At 67.8% G+C, this 19,019-nt stretch carries 15 protein-coding genes; 5 read left to right on the forward strand and 10 right to left on the reverse strand.

Going from position 1 to position 19,019, the window contains the following annotated elements:
- Positions 1-110: 110 nt before the first annotated feature.
- The 10 genes from DEI98_RS01550 to DEI98_RS01595 form a co-directional block, all read right to left on the reverse strand.
- Positions 111-1,043 (reverse strand): CPBP family intramembrane glutamic endopeptidase, encoded by a 933-nt coding sequence (locus tag DEI98_RS01550; RefSeq protein WP_111099681.1) that lies wholly within the window; start codon positions 1,041-1,043, stop codon positions 111-113.
- Positions 1,044-1,261: 218 nt separating this feature from the next.
- The gene (locus DEI98_RS01555; protein ID WP_146243382.1) at positions 1,262-1,759 is read right to left on the reverse strand and encodes a hypothetical protein; all 498 of its coding nucleotides are present in this window, start codon (positions 1,757-1,759) and stop codon (positions 1,262-1,264) included.
- Positions 1,760-2,410: 651 nt separating this feature from the next.
- Positions 2,411-2,968 carry a TetR/AcrR family transcriptional regulator gene (locus tag DEI98_RS01560; RefSeq protein WP_111099683.1) on the reverse strand — a complete coding sequence of 186 codons (558 nt, stop codon included), beginning with the start codon at positions 2,966-2,968 and terminating at the stop codon, positions 2,411-2,413.
- Between the two features lie 17 nt (positions 2,969-2,985).
- Positions 2,986-4,500: an MFS transporter gene (locus tag DEI98_RS01565; protein WP_111099684.1), complete on the reverse strand. Its 1,515-nt coding sequence runs from the start codon at positions 4,498-4,500 to the stop codon at positions 2,986-2,988.
- Between the two features lie 343 nt (positions 4,501-4,843).
- Positions 4,844-6,208 (reverse strand): replicative DNA helicase, encoded by a 1,365-nt coding sequence (dnaB, locus tag DEI98_RS01570; protein WP_031260130.1) that lies wholly within the window; start codon positions 6,206-6,208, stop codon positions 4,844-4,846.
- Between the two features lie 569 nt (positions 6,209-6,777).
- The gene (gene rplI / locus DEI98_RS01575; RefSeq protein WP_027466901.1) at positions 6,778-7,230 is read right to left on the reverse strand and encodes a 50S ribosomal protein L9; all 453 of its coding nucleotides are present in this window, start codon (positions 7,228-7,230) and stop codon (positions 6,778-6,780) included.
- A 14-nt stretch (positions 7,231-7,244) separates the two neighbouring features.
- Positions 7,245-7,502, reverse strand: coding sequence for a 30S ribosomal protein S18 (gene rpsR / locus DEI98_RS01580; RefSeq protein WP_017887834.1), 258 nt, complete (start codon positions 7,500-7,502; stop codon positions 7,245-7,247).
- A gap of 100 nt (positions 7,503-7,602) precedes the next feature.
- Positions 7,603-8,172: a single-stranded DNA-binding protein gene (locus tag DEI98_RS01585; protein WP_027466902.1), complete on the reverse strand. Its 570-nt coding sequence runs from the start codon at positions 8,170-8,172 to the stop codon at positions 7,603-7,605.
- A 3-nt stretch (positions 8,173-8,175) separates the two neighbouring features.
- The gene (rpsF, locus tag DEI98_RS01590) at positions 8,176-8,559 is read right to left on the reverse strand and encodes a 30S ribosomal protein S6 (protein ID WP_027466903.1); all 384 of its coding nucleotides are present in this window, start codon (positions 8,557-8,559) and stop codon (positions 8,176-8,178) included.
- Positions 8,560-8,770: 211 nt separating this feature from the next.
- Positions 8,771-10,210: a CCA tRNA nucleotidyltransferase gene (locus DEI98_RS01595; protein ID WP_111094187.1), complete on the reverse strand. Its 1,440-nt coding sequence runs from the start codon at positions 10,208-10,210 to the stop codon at positions 8,771-8,773.
- Between the two features lie 127 nt (positions 10,211-10,337).
- On the opposite strand from DEI98_RS01595, the gene DEI98_RS18815 reads away from it, so the two are divergent.
- The 5 genes from DEI98_RS18815 (at position 10,338) to DEI98_RS01620 (ending at position 18,453) form a co-directional block, all read left to right on the forward strand.
- Positions 10,338-14,489 (forward strand): DUF6049 family protein, encoded by a 4,152-nt coding sequence (locus tag DEI98_RS18815; protein ID WP_220037046.1) that lies wholly within the window; start codon positions 10,338-10,340, stop codon positions 14,487-14,489.
- Positions 14,490-14,583: 94 nt separating this feature from the next.
- Positions 14,584-15,582, forward strand: a complete 999-nt coding sequence (gene trxB / locus DEI98_RS01605) for a thioredoxin-disulfide reductase (protein ID WP_110863691.1) — start codon at positions 14,584-14,586, stop codon at positions 15,580-15,582.
- A gap of 66 nt (positions 15,583-15,648) precedes the next feature.
- Positions 15,649-15,975 (forward strand): thioredoxin, encoded by a 327-nt coding sequence (trxA, locus tag DEI98_RS01610; protein WP_017887828.1) that lies wholly within the window; start codon positions 15,649-15,651, stop codon positions 15,973-15,975.
- Between the two features lie 150 nt (positions 15,976-16,125).
- On the forward strand, positions 16,126-17,430 hold the full coding sequence (locus tag DEI98_RS01615; RefSeq protein ID WP_071404124.1) for a PLP-dependent aminotransferase family protein: 1,305 nt from the start codon (positions 16,126-16,128) through the stop codon (positions 17,428-17,430).
- Between the two features lie 60 nt (positions 17,431-17,490).
- Complete coding sequence (locus tag DEI98_RS01620; RefSeq protein WP_111099685.1) at positions 17,491-18,453, forward strand: D-alanine--D-alanine ligase; 963 nt, start codon at positions 17,491-17,493, stop codon at positions 18,451-18,453.
- Positions 18,454-19,019: the final 566 nt, after the last annotated feature.

A 19,019-nucleotide genomic window follows, 5' to 3' on the forward strand; every position in this document is an offset into this window, starting at 1 on the left:
GATTGCCCCCATTCTGACGTCGACACAGATGTTGCAACGGTTCACAATGTGCGCGGGCGTCACCGCGGTCCCATCACGCGGCGGAGTGCTGTCGGGCCGCACGCCGGACGCTAGGCGGCGGTCGGTGTGCCGTGCGTCGAGCGTTCGTTCTCGATGCCGGTGCCCGCGTGACGGCGAGGACCCTCGTGTGCGTCCGCGCGTCCCTCTGCGTCACCGCGGGTGGAGATGAACGCGACGAGTGCGAACGCGAGGTATCCGAACGTTCCGATCGTCGCGATCAGAAGCGGCAGGTTCGAGGTCCCCGCGACCGAGTTATCGATTCCCCCGCTTGCGAGGATCGTCGTCGGGTCGGTGAACGCGTGCAGCAGGATTGGCCAGATGATGTGGCCAGTGACACGCAGGGTGATGTACATGCAGACTCCGAACGGGATCGCGTACAGCACCTCGATCACGACGGAACCTACAGCCTGACCTCCCAGCGCGTTGGCGGAGTGCAGGAGGCCGAAGATGATCGACGACAGCGCCATCACCGCCCATTCTTTGTACCCGTGCCGTCGCAGGAGCACGACCACGAATCCGCGGCAGAGGACCTCCTCAGCGAAGCCGATGAAGAGGCCTGTGAAGAGGATGGTAAAGGCCACGCTGGGGGTGTAGCGGGAGTAGTCGGTGCCGATGAGGTGGAACACGATCGGGATGAGGACAAGGATCGGGGCGAGCCACATCCACCAGCGTCCACGGACGGGCTGAGCGCCGAACAGCGGTCGCGGAATCCATCGGAGACTGAGGCCGAACAGGACCAGGACGACGCTGCCGAAGATAAGTGCAGCAGTCAGGCCCAGGAAGACACTCCTCGGATTCGCGAGGGGGTCACTGGGATCGACCGAGTCAGCGAAGAGCGGTGCGAGCACGAAGCTGGAGAAGCCTTCGTACAAGCCGATATATACGATGGCTGCGAGGACGGCTTTCCAGAACCCCCCTCGGTCCCAGAATCCCCGCCAGCCGGCCGTCGGCGGCACTTCGTTCGACAGCTGCTGCTTGTTCATGACTGCTTTCCGTTCCCTACGCGGATGGTGCAGATGGGCAGGCTTGCGTCGAACTAGTGCTGCGCGGTCAACCCATGAAGAGCACGCAGCGGTTGCGTGCGGGGCCTGAGCGGGAGTGCCTGATCGCATTCCCCCGAGAACTTCCTGTACTGCTCGAAAGGTACAGCGAACGCGGCTCGTTGCCTAGTGCTCGACGAGCAAAACTCTTGCCCGTGCGCTCAGGCCTGTGGCGGCCGACCTTGATCGATCGTGCCGAGGAGGTCCCTGAGCCCGAGACTGCCGATGGTCTTCGATTCGAACTCGAGTGTCACACCGGTGGCGTCGTCGGTGAGTTCGATGACCGACACGGTGCCGCGGTGGTGCCTGCGCACGGTGAGCTGAGACCGATCGATGTGCGCAACGGGATGAAGGTCCTTCCATCCCCCAAGAAGCGCGGTTGAGCTCCGGCCGAGGACGTAGAGCCGGGTCGCCGAGAGCGCGAGCACGATGGACGGGTAGCTGCCGCGCCGAGCGCTGTTTGCTCGCTGGGCGAGGAGTCCACCGGTCACACCCCAGGCGGTGGCGTTGGTGGCGGATCCGCCGAGCTCGGACCCTGCCACCGCGCCCAAAACGCTGGCGAACGTCGACCCTCGTGGCATCACGACCGCAACGTCCAAAACCTCATCGTCCGGGATGGCAGCTTGAGCGCCCGCGCGGGCGCTGTCCTCCTGTGACATGTGCTGCTCCGTCTCCTGGTCGATCACCCCGCGCGACAGCCGCGCTGACGGTGAACCGCACGCTATCTGAAGCACTGGTCCAGCGGTTGACTCTTCGTCGTGTTCGCCGGGAAGAGTTCACACGAGGCACCGTTCGAGTTCGTGCCCCGTGTCGTCGAGAACCCGGGGTCCCGCTCCTGCGTCGCCTGTTCGACGCCCCCGTTGGACCCAAACCTACTGAACCATCGAGCGGTTGCGGGCTATCTGACCTGTCTCGATAGCCGGTCCTCCAGTCGGCTGACGAGTACCGCAGACGACGCCGACTCCTACCGCCCTGCGTCGAGGCCAACGCTGTCTCACATGGGTGGTCCGCGAACTTTCGCAAGTCACCCCCGCCTTACGGACGCCTCGGGACGAACGAAGGCTCAGTCGCCTTGCGGTCGGATCAACCCGTTCGCGCTGCCAAACAACGTGTCCATCTCCGTATTTCAGACACGTTGAGTGGCAGTCGGACAAGTTAGCTGGCGGACGACAGCCCACGCTGTCGACAGGCTCGCTACTTGTCGCCAACCCCGGTTCATGAGACTCGCAGTCGGCGCGCGTGTCACTCGACTTGACCAGACATCTTGTCGCCGTCTCGACGGCGCTACGACGGTCTTGATAGGGGATCGGCTACCGGACGCCGTCGGCCTCGGTTGAGCGGGTGAGGAGTTCCGTGAGACGTTCGCGGAGCGCTTCTCGGGTCGCGGCGTCGAACGCGAAGCCAGCGGGCGCCTCGTGCATCCACAACCCGTCCGCCGCGAGCCGCACGATGAGGTGGTCGATCGGCATCGAGGCCGCGGCGGCTGCATCGCCGACGGTCCACCGGTTGAGGACGGTCCGCCAGGACGCAGCGTGCGTCGGCGTGAACGTCGCCTCGAGCAGGAGCATGAGTTCCGCTGTCGAGGCGGACCGCATGGACACTGCCACGTACGCCGCGAGACGCTGCTCCCGTGTCGAGGTGTCGAACGGCACCTCAAGGGCATCGAGGAGCTGCTGTTCCCAGCGAGCGGCTTCGTGTTCGTGGAGCGCTTCGAGGAGGGCTTCCCGGGTCGGGAAGTGGTACAGCAGGCCGCCCTTGGTGAGGCCCGACTCGACAGCAACGGAGTCGAACGTGACCGCAGTGATCCCCGAGGACTCGACGATCCGTGCCGCCGATTCGAGAACGAGGGTGCGTTTGCTCTCGCGCATGAAGAGGCCCTTCCAGGTCAGTGGTCTGCGTCCAGGATGGTCGCGTTCGATCCCGGTCCGTGTCTGCGGAGAAGGATTCCGGTGACGATGGCACCAACACCGAGTACCGATGCGACGATAACCATCACCACGAAGTAACCCGTGTCGTACGCGCTGCCGGCGGCAATGAGGATGCTGCGGCCATCGTCCGAAGCTCGTGCGGCTTCCGCCGCGGCGGACAGACTCTCACGCGCTTGATCAGCGTTCACGGTGCCGCTCGGGAGCCGCACGAGTGCGGAGTAGATCGCGGTCACGATGCTGCCCAGGATCGCGACAGCGCTGAGGTTCCCCACTTCGTACGACACTTCCTCGATGGAAGAAGCCATGCCGGCACGTCGGGCGGGCACGTTGCCGACGATCGCCGTGGACGCGACCGACATCGTCGCGCCGGAGCCGGCGCCGAGGACGATCAGCCCCAGGAACAGCCAGCCGTTCAGAGAGTGGAAGGACACCGAGATGATCACCACACCGACGGCGCTGAGCGCCAGTCCGCCCGCGATGAGGGGAAGTAGACCGACCCGGTGGAGCATGAAACCGCCAGCGAGCGAGGTGGTGAGGGTCCCCACGGCGATCAGCGCCACGAGCAGACCCGCGTGGAACGGGGTCATGCCCTCGAGGAGCTGGAACCGCTGCGTCGTCACGAGTTGGACGCCCGCGAACGCGAACATGCCCAGGCCAGCCCCGAGAAGCCCAGAAGAGAACGCGGGGTTCCGGAAGATGGTGAAGTCGAGCAACGGATACGGCAACCGGTCCTGACGGCGAGTGAACAGCACGGCACCGATGACCGCGGCGGCCAGCGCCCCACCGATCACGAGCGCCGACGGGGGACGATGTGCGATTTCCTTGATCGCAACGACTGCCCCGACGAGCGTGATCATCGCGTACACCGACGAAAGCAAATCCCACTTCTTTGTCGGATCAGGGTCGTTCGGCGGCGCGAGGAACAGGGCGGCGACGAGGGCAATGACGGCGACAGGTACGTTGATCAGGAACACTGACCCCCACCAGAAGTGTTCGAGCAGCAGACCGCTGACGATCGGCCCCAGCGCACCGCCGAGCACCGCGACGCTGCCCCACACCGCGATCGCCACGTTGCGCTCACGGTCGTTCGTGAATGCCACCCGGATCAACGCCAACGTCGCCGGCATCATCGATGCCGCACCAACCGCCAGGATCGCTCGTGCTGCGATCAGGACCTCCGGGTTCGGCGAGAACGCAGCAACCAGTGACGCCATCCCGAAGATGCTCATCCCGATCAGGAACATCCGCCGGTGCCCGACGCGGTCGCCGAGCGTTCCTGCTCCCAGCAGCAGACCCGCCATGACCAGCGGGTACGCGTTGATGATCCACAGACCCTCGTTCGCGGTGGCGCCGATCTCCTCGGTCAGGGTCGGTAGGGCCGTGTAGAGGATCGAGTTGTCCAAGGAGATCAGCAGCAACGACGCTGTGACCACGGCGAGCAGCGTCCATCTGCGACGCGAGGAGAGGTGCATCCTCCAAACTATACCGGATGAAAGGTTTAGTTTGCTTCCGCGGTGAAGAGGCTTCGTCGACCACCGGGCTCCGCCCTCTCCGGTGACCGCGTCGGAAGGGGGTCGGTCACCGGACGCGGCGGCATCGCAATGAACGCGAAGCCGACTGCCATGCCGAGGTTGCAGCGGGGCTGAGGTACCCACCCCCAGCGGCATCGGTCTCACATGGGCAGTCAGCGATGCGGAGTCGCTGCACGAGTTGACCGACGGTCGCGTTGAGTGGCGGACCGACGGGTCTCAGCTCGTGATAGGGGCGACAAGTCAAACGCGAAGGAGACAAGTTGCGTGCGCGGCGACAACGCGCCTACTGCGGCATGTCGACGAACCGCGAGAACATCCCGTGGAACGCCACGGTGATGGTGTCCGTCGGTCCGTTACGGTGCTTCGCCACGATCAGGTCCGCCTCACCCTGACGCGGGTTGTCCTTCTCGTACGCCGACTCACGGTGCAGCAGGATGACCATGTCAGCGTCCTGCTCGATGGAGCCGGACTCACGGAGGTCGGAGATCGCCGGCTTCTTGTCGGCACGCTGCTCCGGACCACGGTTCAGCTGCGACAGGGCGATGACCGGAACCTGGAGCTCCTTGGCCATCAGCTTCAGGGCACGCGAGAACTCGGAGACCTCTTGCTGGCGGCTCTCGACCTTCTTGCCCGAGGTCATCAGCTGCAGGTAGTCGATGACCACGAGCTTCAGGTTGTGCTGCTGCTTGAGTCGACGGCACTTGGCGCGGATCTCGACGAGCGTCATGTTGGGGGAGTCATCGATGAAGAACGGGGCGTCGTTGATGCGACCGCGGGTCTGCGCGATGGTGGTCCAGTCGCGGGAGTCCACGGTGCCCTTGCGCATGTTCTGCAGCGGCACGCTGGTCTCGGCGGAGAGCAGACGCATGGCGATCTCGGCGCGACCCATCTCGAGCGAGAAGAACGCGGCGGTCTGGTCGTGCTTGATCGCGGCGGCGCGGCACAGGTCGAGCGCCAGCGTCGACTTACCGAGGGCCGGTCGGGCGGCGACGATGATGAGCTGTCCGGGGTGGAAGCCGTTCGTCAGGCCGTCGAGCTGCGCGAACCCGGTCGGCACGCCCGTCATCTGGCCGTCGCGGCCCTTGGCGGCCTCGATCTCGTCGAGCGCGGCGGAGATGGCGTCGGTCAGCGGGACGTAGTCCTCGGTCTGCACACCACCGGCGACGTTGTAGACCTCGGCCTGCGCACTGTTGACGAGGTCGGTGACCTCACCCTCGGACGCGTAGCCCATCTGGACGATGCGGGTGCCGGCGTCCACCAGGCGGCGGAGCACCGCCTTCTCGGCGACGATGCCGGCGTAGTAGCCGGCGTTCGCGGCGGTCGGCACCATGCTCGTGACGCTGTGCAGGTACTCGGCGCCGCCGGCGCGGGACAGCAGTCCGGTCTTGGTCAACTCGTCGGTGACGGCGATGACGTCGGTGGGCTCACCGTGCGAGTAGAGCGACAGGATGGCGTCGAAGATGACCTCGTGCTTGGGGACGTAGAAGTCCACGCCTCGGGCGGTCTCGATGACGTCGGCGACGGCGTCCTTCGACAGGAGCATGCCACCGATGGTCGACTGCTCCGCGAGCATGTCGTGCGGCGGGGTGCGTTCCATGCCGCGCTCCGCGTAGTCCTGCGGTGCGGGCTCAAGATGTGCGATCGACACACGCTCTCCTCTGTTGACGACACGGACCTGGACCGGCGGGACAGCACCCACCGGCGGGAACCCGCACCCCTGTTTCTACCCCCGGCAACCGACATCCCCGAGTCGCTGGGCCAACGTACGGCCCCAGAGTTATCCCCAACAAACGGCCCTGTGGATAACTCTGTGGAGAGCCTGCGGAACACGCCGGAGTGCTGTGTGGAGAACTGTGGACGGGCCTGTGGAAAAAGACCCGTACGAACACACTTTCGACCACCTGACCTGGGCTTTTCTGTTACACACGGTGTGTGGAAAAGTGGGGTTCAAGCACCCCTTGAAGGTTCCGATTTGACACGTTTCCACTGTGTAAAACGACTTGACAAGGACCCCTCCTGTGGGAAGAGTTCTCGGCCTGTTCCCAGCCAGCGCGACCCCGTCTGAACCGTAACCAGCCAGCCCGAGTCGAGCCGCGCCTCCAGGCCCGTGACCATGTCGGCGACAGTCGTGGGACAAGCCGCGCGACCGCCCCCGGAACGCAACGACGGGCAGGCCTCCCGGAGGAGACCCGCCCGTCGTGGAGCGGAACGTCAGTGCTACTTGGCAGCGACGACCTTGAGCGAGATCACGGCAGTGATGTCCTCGCGCAGGCGCACGGTGGCCTCGTGGTCACCGACGGTCTTGATGGTCGCGGGGACCTCGACCTTGCGCTTGTCGAGCGAGCCGACGCCCTGCGCCTGGACGGCGTCAGCGACGTCGCCCGGACGGACGGAGCCGAACAGACGACCGTCCTTGCCGGCCTTGACCGACAGGGTGATGGTCGCGTTCTCGAGCTTCATCTTGAGGTCCTGTGCCTCTTCGATGGTGGCGAGCTCGCGCGCGGTACGCGCGGCACGGATCGACTCGACCTGCTTCTCGCCGCCCTTGGACCACGCGACAGCGAAGCCCTGGGGGATGAGGTAGTTGCGGGCGTAGCCGTTCTTGACGTCGACGACGTCACCAGCGGAACCGAGGCCGGAGACCTCGTGGGTGAGGATGAGCTTCGACATGTGTCGACCTCCGATCAGCGGCCGGAGCCGGCGTAGGGGAGGAGCGCCATCTCACGGGCGTTCTTCACGGCACGGGCGATGAGGCGCTGCTCCTGGACGGAGACGCCGGTGATGCGACGGGCGCGGATCTTTCCACGCTCCGAGATGAACTTGCGAAGGGTCGCAACGTCCTTGTAGTCGATGACGCCGACCTTGATCGACTTCGCGGGAGCAGCGTTCTTGCCGCCCTTGCCGCGAGGCTTCCGGCGGTCGCCGGTGCTCTTTCCAGCCATAGTGATTTGTCCTTAGAAGAAAAGTTGTGTGTCCGTCGGAACCGGGAGGGTCAGTCCGGAACTCGCAGTTGCCGCTGTCAGGCGGCGCTGCGTGCTCCGATCAGAACGGGGTCTCGTCGTCGAAGTTGCCGCCGGGGGTGCTCCACACGTCGTTCGACTGTGCGTTGCCGCCACCCTGCTGGCCGCCCTGGGGAGACCAGGGCGCGTCCGACTGACCGCCACCGTTGTTGTTCCAGTTGCCGCCGCCGTTGCCTGCGGGGGCGCTGGCGCCGCCGCCGACCTGGCCACGACCGCCGCCACTGCCACCCGCTGCGCGGGTGATCTGTGCGGTCGCGTAGCGGAGCGACGGGCCGATCTCGTCGACCTCGAGCTCGATGCTCGTGCGCTGCTGGCCCTCACGGTCCTGGTAGGAACGCTGACGCAGACGACCCTGCGCGATGACGCGCGAGCCCTTCGTCAGCGACCCCGCCACGTGCTCGGCGAACTCGCGCCACACACTCGCGCGGAGGAACAGCGCATCGCCGTCCTTCCACTCGTTCGCCTGACGGTCGAACGTGCGAGGGGTCGACGCGATGGTGAAGTTCGCCACGGCGAGCCCGTTCTGCGTGTAGCGCAGCTCGGGGTCCGCGGTGAGGTTGCCCACCACCGTGATGACGGTTTCGCCGGCCACGGGTTACTCGGCGCTCGCGGTCGCGGTTGCGGAGGCGTTGGCGGCCTTGCGGGCCGCGCGAGCCTCGTCACGCTGCTTCTGGGCGGCGACCTGCGCGATGCCCTCTTCAGCGCGGAGGACCTTCGTGCGGAGCACGGCCTCGGAGAGACCGAGCTGACGGTCGAGCTCCTTGGCGGCCTCGGGCGACGACGTGAAGTCGACGACGGCGTAGATGCCCTCGGACTTCTTCGCGATCTCGTAAGCGAGCCGGCGACGGCCCCAGACGTCCACGTTGTCGACGGTGCCACCCGCGTTGCGGATCACGGCCAGGAACTTGTCCAGGCTGGGAGCGACGGTGCGCTCATCGATCTCGGGGTCGAGGATCGCCATCAGTTCGTACTGGTGCATGCGGAACCCACCTCCTCTGGTCTCAGCGGCCCCGGGCGGTTCCCGGGGCAGGAGGGTTGATGCATGTGCCCCAGACCACGCAGGTGCGCGAGGGGCAACCTGGGTAGCCTACCGGACTGCCTGGAGGCGCGCCACCGGCCTGTGGAGAGCGGTCCCGCCCGTCAGGCGGTCGCGTCTCAGGCGCCGCGTCGCCTCAGGTGCTGGTGTCGCCTCAGGCGCCGGTGTCGCCTCGGGTGCTCCACCACTCGCGCAGGCGCTCCTCGGCCGTCTCCGGTCCGAGGGGCCCTTCGTCCATCCGGGCCTCGAGCAGGAACCGGTAGGCCTCGCCCACGGCACGCCCCGGCGGGATGTCGAGGATCCGCATGATGTCGTCGCCGGTCAGGTCCGGGCGGATCGACTCGAGCTCCTCTTGCTTGGACAGCACCTTGATGCGGTCCTCGAGGTCGTCGTAGGCGAACGCCAGCCGGTCGGCCTTGCGGCGGTTGCGGGTGGTGACGTCCGACCGGGTGAGCTCGTGCAGCCGTTCGAGCTGGGGTCCGGCGTCACGGACGTACCGGCGGACGGCGGAGTCGGTCCACGCACCCTCGGTGTACCCGAAGAAGCGCAGGTGCAGCTCGATCAGGCGGGACACCGCGGCGATGGTGTCGTTGTCGAAGCGGAGCGCGCGGAGTCGCTTCTTCGCCATCTTCGAACCGACCAGGTCGTGGTGGTGGAAGCTCACGGCGCCGCCGGGCTCGAGCTTGCGCGTCGCGGGCTTGCCGATGTCGTGCAGCAGCGCCGCGAGCCGGAGCACGGTGTCCGGGGGATCGCCGGCGTGCCGCTCGGCCTCGTACCCGATGGCCTGCTCGAGCACGGTGAGCGAGTGCTCGTAGACGTCCTTGTGGTGGTGGTGCTCGTCGACCTCGAGCCGCATCTCGGGCAGCTCGGGCAGGAACCGCTCGGCGAGGCCGGTCTCGACGAGCAGCCGGAGGCCGGGGACCGGGTCGTCCGTGTTGAGCAGCTTGACGAGCTCGTCGCGGACCCGCTCGGCGGACACGATGTCGATCGATGCGACGAGTTCCTGCATCGCGGCCCGCACGTCGTCGTCGACGGTGAAGCCCAGTTGGGACGTGAACCGTGCGGCGCGCATCATCCGCAGGGGGTCGTCGCGGAACGAGACGACCGCGGTCTGGGGCGTCCGGAGCCGTGCGGCGAGCAGGTCCTCGACGCCGCCGTGCACGTCGACGAGCTCGCGGTCCGGCAGCCGCAGGGCCATCGCGTTGACGGTGAAGTCGCGACGGAGCAGGTCGTCCTCGATGGTGTCGCCGAACGCGACCTCGGGCTTGCGGGTCTCGCCGTCGTAGACGTCGCTGCGGTACGTGGTGATCTCGACCTGCTCGCCGGCGACCCGTGCGGCGATGGTGCCGAACTGGCGACCGACGTCCCAGGTGGCACTCGCGATGGGTTCGACGATCCGCAGGATCTCGTCAGGCCGGGCGTCGGTGGTGAAGTCCAGATCGGTCACCGGACGGCCGAGGAACGCGTCACGGACGGGGCCGCCGACGAGGGCGAGTTCGTGCCCGGCGTCGGCGAAGGCCCGAGCGAGGAGGTCGACGGGCTCGGTGGTGGCGAGTGCGTCGAGTCGTTCGACGGCCTGGGCAACGGACTGCATGACGGTGCTCATCCTCCCAGATCGAGGCCCCGAGTTCTCCACAAGCCGCGCGCGCACGGGACCTGTTCATGGTCACGCCTCATACACTCGTGCTCGGCCCGAACCGACCCCGTGGCCCGCTCCCCGTATGCAGATGCTCCGCACCACGCTCGCCGCAGCCGCGTCGACCCTCGTCGCGCTCGGCCTGGTCGTCGCGCCCGTCGCCACCGATCACGCCTCGGCCGCCACGGTGTCCGCAGCCAAGAGCCACGTCGCCGATCCGGCCGCCGCAGACGCGGGCAAGGCGACCATCTCGATCGCCCCCGCGAACCGTGGCGTCGTCCAGCGCGACCAGGACCTCACCCTGTCGGTCACCGTCACGAACGACACCGACGCGGCGCTGCCGGCCGGCACCGCGGAGTTCGACATCTTCCGCTCGGTGAGCACGCGCGACGTCCTGGCGAGCTGGCTCAGCGACACCACCACAACCGGTTACCTCGGTGCCCCGATGGACTCCGTGGACATCCCGGCGATCCCGGCGCACCGTTCGATCACCATCGACTCGGTCGAGATCGTCTCCGGCAACGTGGCGCTCGGCGGGTACTCCTCGTTCGGCGCCCGCCGCATCGCGGCCGAGTACACGGCGGGCGACGCATTCGCCGTCGACCGCTCCGCCATCACCTGGTACCCGGACTTCGAACAGGCCCCGGTCAGCGTCTCGGTCGCGATGCCGATCACCGTGCCGAAGTCGACCGACGGCATCCTCACCGCCCCCGTGCTGGCCGCCGCGACCTCGGTCGACGGCACGCTCACGCAGCAGCTCGACGCCGCCGAGGACCACAACGTCGCCGTGGCGGTGGACCCGCGGATCATCGCCTCGATCCGGATCCTCGGCGACAACGCCCCGTCGAGTGCGATCACCTGGCTGCAGCGTCTCGAAGCACTGCGCAACGAGACCTTCGCGCTGCCCTACGCCGACGCCGACGTCTCCGGCCTGCGCCAGGCCGGGTCCGACGGCATCCTGTCGCCGATCTCCCTCGACCAGTCCGTCAAGTCCGAGAACTTCCCCGGCGCCGAGACCCCGGCACCGACTCCGACGGCCACTCCGGGGCAGACCTCGTCGCCGGCCCCCACCGAGGCCTCGAGCGACGGCACCACGACCGACGACGGTGCCGACCAAGCGCAGAAGACGCTGCCGACCACGGAGTCCCTGCTCGACTTCCCGTACTCGATGGACTCGATCGCCTGGCCGACCGAGGGCACGGTGTCCTCCTCCGACCTGCCCGCCCTCGAGCGTGCCGGCACGAAGACCACCATCGTCTCGAGCGGCAACACCTCGGCCGGCGCGGACACCACCATCACCGCGTCCGAGAAGATCGGCGACGACCACGTGCTCGTCTCCGACCAGTCGATGTCGTCGATGCTCCGCCGGGCCGCCGCCGCCACCGACCGGCAGACCTGGTCGTCGACGATGTCCGAGCTCACCGCGACGCTGGCCACTTCGGCCCGTGCCGCCACTGCCACGGGGCCGATCCTGCTGACCCTCGGGCGTGAGTGGCCGTCCGACTCCACCCGGCTCAGCCAGGCGTTGGACGCCCTCGAGAGCACCGCCTGGGTCGCCCCGGCCGACCTCTCCACCGCCTCGAAGGCCGTCGCCGGGTCGCTCACGCTCGCCAGCGCGTCCACCGGCGAGGCCCGCATCGACCAGCTGCAGCGACTCGTGCGGGGGGAACAGGGGCTCTCCGCGTTCGCGACGATCCTCGGCGACCCGAACCAGCTCACCGCGCCCGCCCGGCTCCGTCTGCTCGCGCTTGCCTCGAACGCGTGGCGCGACGACGACCAGGGCCTCGCCGCCGCGGTGGAGGCCCGCACGGCCGCCTGGGCGAAGAGCACCACCGAGGTCGGCATCGTCGACTCGAGCAGCCTCACCCTGCTCGGCGACCGGTCGTCCCTGCCGGTGTCGATTCGCAACAGCTCCGCCTACCCGGTCACGGTGCACCTGTCCGTGCAGCCGTCCAACTCGGCGCTGCGGGTCGTCCGCAACGACATCGTCGTCGAGATCCAGCCCGATTCCTCCACCCGCGCGACCGTCCCCGTGCAGTCGGTCGCGAACGGCAAGGTCGAGTTGACGATGTCGCTCTCGAGCCCGACCGGCGTCGCCGTGGCCCAGCCCGCGACCGTCGAGCTGAACGTGCAGGCGCAGTGGGAGACGGTCATCACCGCGGCCGCCGCGATCGCCCTGATCGGCATCTTCGGCTTCGGCATCTTCCGCAGCATCCGCAAGCGCATCCGCCGCCGCAACGGAGAACTCGACGACGAGGACGACGACGACCCGAACCGCCCCCTGGCGGTCCAGCCGACGGTCGGGGGCGCGCAGGCCTCCACCACCCGGTCTGGAGGCACGGATCACCGCTCCGGAGCGGCCCCCGCACCCAGCGTGGCCGCGTCCACGGCCGGCACGGCCACCGGAGCGGTGGCCGCAGCCCCAGCTGCAGCGGCGACCACGGCGGTGGACCAGGGCCCCCTGCAGGACGCCATCGCGCGCGCCGGAGCCGAGCCGGGCCTCCCGTCCGACGCCGTACGCAACACCGTCGCCGACGACCGCGACCCCGAGGAGCCGACCATCAGCACCAGCCAGCCCCAGCCCGACGTCGACGCCGAGCCGGTCGCCGAGCGCAGCCTCGGCCGGGCGAGCGCGATGCTGGCCGCCGGCACGATGCTGTCGCGCATCCTCGGCTTCGCGAAGACCTTCGTGCTGGCGTACGCGATCGGGCAGACGCAGTCACCGGCGGCGGACGCGTTCGCGGTGTCCAACCAGCTCCCGAACAACATCTACGCGCTGATCGCGGGTGGCCTGTTGTCCGCCGTGCTCATCCCGCAGATCGTGCGTGCGATGAAGCAGCACACCGACGGTGGCACGGCCTACGTCAACAAGATCGTGACGCTCGGCGGATCCCTGTTCATCGTCATCGCCGTCGTCGCGACCCTCATCGCCCCACTGCTCGTGCAGGTGTACGCGCAGACGGCGTCAGGCGAGGGCAAGGGGTTCACGCCCGGTCAGATCGACCTCGCAGTGGCGTTCGCGTTCTGGTGCCTGCCGCAGATCCTCTTCTACGCGATGTACTCCCTGCTCGGCGAGGTCCTCAACGCGAAGCAGGTGTTCGGCCCGTTCACGTGGGCGCCGCTCATCAACAACGTCATCTCGATCGCCGGGCTCGTCGTCTTCATCGCCATGTTCGGTGGCAGGGCCGCGAACTCCGGCGTCGACGACTGGACTCCGCTCAAGATCGCCGTCCTCGCCGGCAGTGCGACCCTGGGCGTGCTCGCTCAGGCCGCCTTCCTGCCGTTCTTCTGGCGCCGGGCGGGCCTGAGCTTCCGACCTGACTTCCGCTGGCGTGGCGTCGGCCTGAAGTCGACGGGCACGGCGGCCGGGTGGCTCTTCGCGATGATCCTCGTCACCCAGCTGGCCGGCATCGTGCAGTCGCGCGTCGCATCGCTGGGTTCCGGTGCCGCGGGCAACGCGGTGCTGCAGAACGCCTGGCTGCTCTTCATGCTGCCGCACTCGATCATCACGGTCTCCATCGCGACGGCGTACTTCACACGGATGAGCCACGACGCGGAACGCGGCGACCTCGACGCCGTGCGGAAGAACCTTTCGCTCTCGCTGCGGATCGTCGGACTGTTCACCGTCTTCGCCTCGATCGCGCTGATGGTCGTCGCCGTGCCGTTCGGACGCATGTTCTCCAACACCTTCGACGGGGCGCTGTCGATCGGCGCGGTCCTGCTGGCCTACATGCCGGGGCTCGTGCTCTTCAGCATGCTGTTCATCATCCAGCGTGTCTTCTGGGCGATGCACGACCACCGGACGCCGTTCCTCATGCAGTGCGTCCAGTCGGTGCTGTTCGTGATCGGTGCTCTCGCGGTCAGCACGCTCCCGAACGAGACGATCGGCGTCGCGATCGCAGCGTGCACCACCCTCGCGGGCACCGCGCAGACGATCGTCGCCCTGGTGCTCGTCCGCAAGCGGCTCGGTGGCATCGAAGGACCCGTGGTCACCCGTTCGCACGTGCAGTTCGTCATCGCCGCGCTCATCGCGGGCGTCGTGGGACTCCTCGTCGTGAACTTCTTCGGGTCGTTCTCGGCGAGCGGCTTCGCGATGGCCGACTTCACCGGAGCGGCCATCACCCTCGTCCTCGCCGGCGCGGTGATGGCGGCCGTGTACTTCGGAGCCCTCGTCGTCGCGAAGAACGGCGAGATCGGCAACGCCGTCCGGATGCTCCGCAGCAAGCTCGGCCGCTGATCCCTGCCGGGCACCGCACGCTCACGGGGCGTGTGGAATGCCTCGCCGGTACGATGGGTTGACCCGGTCAGACGCAACGGAAGGGCAATCAGGCATGCGCCAGCTCATCATCATCGGTTCCGGCCCGGCCGGGTTCACCGCCGGCATCTACGCAGCGCGCGCAGAGCTCAAGCCGCTCATCGTCGCCTCCAGTGTCGAGACGGGCGGTGAACTCACCAAGACGACCGAGGTCGAGAACTTCCCGGGCTTCCCCGAAGGGATCCAGGGCCCCGACCTCATGATCAAGATGCAGGAACAGGCCGAGAAGTTCGGTGCCGAGGTCCTGTACGACGACGCCGTCTCCGTCGACCTCACCGGCAAGGTCAAGAAAGTCACCGTCGGCTCCGGCGAGACGTACGAGGCCCTCGCGGTCATCTACGCCACCGGCTCGGCCTACCGTCACCTCGGGCTCCCCGACGAAGAGCGCCTGTCCGGCCACGGTGTCTCGTGGTGCGCGACCTGCGACGGCTTCTTCTTCCGACAGAAGAACATCGCCGTCGTCGGTGGTGGCGACTCCGCGATGGAAGAGGCGACGTTCCTCACCCGCTTCGCCGACAAGGTGACGGTCATCCACCGCAAGGACTCCCTGCGTGCGTCGAAGATCATGCAGGACCGTGCGATGAACGACCCGAAGATCGAGTTCGCCTGGAACAAGGAGGTCACCGGCATCACGGGTGACACCGCGGTCGAGGGCGTCACGCTCAAGGACACCGTGACGGGCGAGGAGTCCGAGCTCGCGCTGGACGGCCTGTTCATCGCGATCGGCAACGACCCGCGCACGCACCTGATCCACGGCCAGATCGACATCGCGCCCGAGGGCACGATCGCCGTCCAGGGCCGTTCGTCGAAGACCAACCTGCCGGGTGTCTTCGCCGCCGGTGACGTCATCGACCCGTCCTACCGTCAGGCCATCACGGCTGCTGGTTCGGGCACGGTCGCCGCGCTCGACGCCGAGAAGTACCTCGCCGAGCTCGACGACGCACTGACGGACGAGGCCGAGGGCGTCGCCCCGACCGAGCCCGCCATGGTCGACGTCATCGCCGCCCGGGCCTGACCCGCCTCGGAATACCACGACGGCATCGCCGTTGTACCCCCTGAACGACTTCTCGAAGGAGCACACATGTCCAACGCCAAGGCTGTCACCGACGCCACCTTCTCGGACGAGGTCCTCAAGTCCGACAAGACGATCCTGGTCGACTTCTGGGCCGAGTGGTGTGGCCCGTGTCGCGCGGTCTCGCCGATCCTCGACCAGATCGCCGAAGAGCACGCCGGCAAGATCGAGATCGTGAAGCTCAACGTGGACGACAACCCCCAGTCGGCCATGAACTACCAGATCACGTCGATCCCGGCGATGAAGGTCTTCAAGGGCGGCGAGGTCGTCAAGACCGTCATCGGCGCCAAGCCGAAGCCCGCGCTCGAGGCCGACCTCGCCGAGTTCCTCGCGTAGGTCGCCCCACCCGAACGGCCCCGCTCTCCCCGGAGAGCGGGGCCGTTCTCGTCCGGAGCCACCGGATGACGATCGGCCCCGTCGCGGAACCCTGGTTCCCCGGGCCGATGTCGTAGTGTGGCGGGAATGTCCCACTGAACGGAGCACTCGATGACGAACGGCAACAGCCTCGACCCCTGGTACGACTCCTACGCCCAGCGCACCGCCGGGCTGAGCGCCTCCGAGGTCCGAGCCCTGTTCGCCGTCGCCTCGCGCCCCGAAGTGGTCTCGTTGGCCGGCGGCATGCCGTTCGTCTCCGCGCTCCCCAGAGAGCTCGTCACGGGCTCCCTGGACCGTGTCATGAACGAGCACTCCGCCATGGCGCTCCAGTACGGCGGCGGACAGGGGCTGCGGTCCCTCCGTGAGCACATCGTGGACGTCATGAGCCTCGAGGGCATCCGTGCCAGCGCCGAGGACGTCGTGGTCACCACGGGCTCGCAGCACGCCCTCGACCTCGTCACACGACTGTTCATCGACCCGGGTGACGTCGTGCTCGCCGAGTCACCGTCGTACGTCGGCGCGATCGGGGTCTTCCGGTCGTACCAGGCCGAGACGGTGCACGTCACGACCGACGAGCTCGGTCTCGTCCCCGAGGCGCTGCGCGAGGCGATCGCGAACCTCCGCACCCAGGGCAAGCGGATCAAGTTCCTCTACACGATCCCGAACTTCCACAACCCCGCCGGCGTCACCATGAGCCGCGAGCGCCGCATCGAGGTGCTCGACATCTGCCGGTCGAACAACATCCTCGTGCTCGAGGACAACCCGTACGGGCTCCTCTGGTTCGACGAGCCCGCGCCGCAGGCGATCCGATCGATCGACGAAGAGGGCGTGGTGTACCTCGGCTCCTTCTCGAAGACCCTCGCACCGGGCTTCCGCGTCGGCTGGGCACTCGCACCGCACGCCATCCGCGAGAAGCTCGTGCTCGCCAACGAATCAGCTGTCCTCGCGCCGAACTCCTTCGGCCAGTACGTCGTGAACGCGTACCTCGACGCCGCGGACTGGAAGGGTCAGGTCGACACCTTCCGGGGCATCTACGCCGAGCGTCGTGACGCCATGCTGTCCGCACTGGGGGAGTTCCTGCCCGACCTGTCCTGGACGAAGCCGAACGGCGGCTTCTTCGTGTGGCTGACCCTGCCCGAGTCACTCGACTCCAAGGGCATGCTGCCGCGCGCGGTCAAGGAGCTCGTGGCCTACACGCCCGGCACGGCCTTCTACGCCGACGGACGCGGAGGCGGACACATCCGTCTGTCGTTCTGCTACCCGACCCCGGAGCAGATCCGGGTGGGCGTCAAGCGTCTGGCCAACGTCGTCAACGACGAGCTCGAACTGATCGAGACGTTCGGCCCGACCACCCGCCCGAACACGGTGGTCCGCGAGACGTCGTCCGTCAGTGCACCGCCCCCGAACATCTCCTGATCAGCGCTTTTCCTCGGTACTGATCGCACAGCACCGCAGTTCCACACCGGAGGACCCCGCATGGCCGAGCTCACCCGTCGTCACGTCGTCGTCGTCGCCGGAGGCATCTCGCACGAACGCGATGTCTCCCTCCGCTCCGGTCGTCGGGTCGCCGACTCACTGACCGGCTACGGCTGGCAGGTGGACCTGCGCGACGCCGACGCGATGCTCCTGCCGGCTCTCACCGAATCACGCCCGGACGTCGTGTGGCCGGCGCTGCACGGCGCCTCCGGAGAGGACGGGGCCCTGCGGGGCATCCTGGAGGCTGTGGACATCCCGTTCGTCGGCTCACGTTCGACGTCGGCTCGGTTGGCATGGGACAAGCCCACGGCGTCAGCGCTGGTCGCCCGCGCCGGCGTCCGTACCCCTCGTTCGGTGACGCTGTCCCACGACGTCTTCCGTGAGCTCGGTGCCGTCGGTGTCCTCGAGGCCATCGCAACCGAGCACCCGGTGCCGCTCGCGGTGAAGCCGGCGCGCGGCGGGAGTGCGCAGGGCGTGACCCTCGTCGACGACGTCAAGGACCTGCCCCGGGCCATGGTGACGGCGTACACGTACTGCGACGACGTCGTGGTCGAGCAGCTCATCCGGGGGACCGAGGTCGCCGTAGGGATCATCGACACCGGCGACGGCCCCGTGGCGCTCTCCGTCGTGGAGATCGTGCCGCGCAACGGTATCTACGGCTTCGAGGCGCGCTACAACGCGGGGGAGACGACCTTCTACACCCCCGCACGACTGTCCGACGAGTTCGCCGGAGCGGCCTCGGAGGCTGCGGTGGCCGCGCACGTAGCTCTGGGACTCCGGCATCTGTCCCGCGTCGACCTGATCATCGACGGGGCCGGGACGCCCTGGTTCCTCGAGGCGAACGTGCTCCCCGGGCTCACCGAGACGTCACTGCTGCCGCAGGCGCTGTCCGCGTCCGGGTTCGACCTCGGCTGGACCTACGCCGAGCTCGCCGAGCAGGCCATCCGGGACCACCGCGCCTGATCGGTCCCGACCGATGTTCCACGTGGAACACCGGCACATCGTGTCCCGCCTGCTGTGCGGCCGAGCCTCGATGTTCCACGTGGAACGTCGCTTCACTGGCCGAAGCAGGGTGTATCGAGCAGACGGACGCTCGGCGCTTCCGCCATGTTCTACCGGAACAGCACCAGGTGCCAGAGGCCCGGGCTCTTCCGCGATGGCGCGATCAAACCGTTCGCACCGACGTCGATGAGGCGGTCACGCACCATCCAGGACCGCGGTGCCGCCCCGGCCTCGGCAATGGCCTGACGGCGATGCCGGACGCCTCGACGTCGATCGCGACGATGTCCAGCGAAGCAGGCCGGGCGTCATTGTGGGCGATCATCGCGGCACGCACCCCCGTCAACTGAAGAACTGAGGTGCAGCGTTGTCTCGTCCGCTCTGGAGTAGCGGCCGGCGGAACGCGATCCCGCGAGAGCGAACTCCCGAAACCTAGGGTCGACCGCGCGGAAGAACGTCTCTCGAACCGCCAGCATGAAGGGCAAGCCGATGGTGGTCACGTCACCACCATCTCACCTGAGGCCCACCAC

Source organism: Curtobacterium sp. MCLR17_034, from assembly GCF_003234485.1.
Taxonomy (GTDB): domain Bacteria; phylum Actinomycetota; class Actinomycetes; order Actinomycetales; family Microbacteriaceae; genus Curtobacterium; species Curtobacterium flaccumfaciens.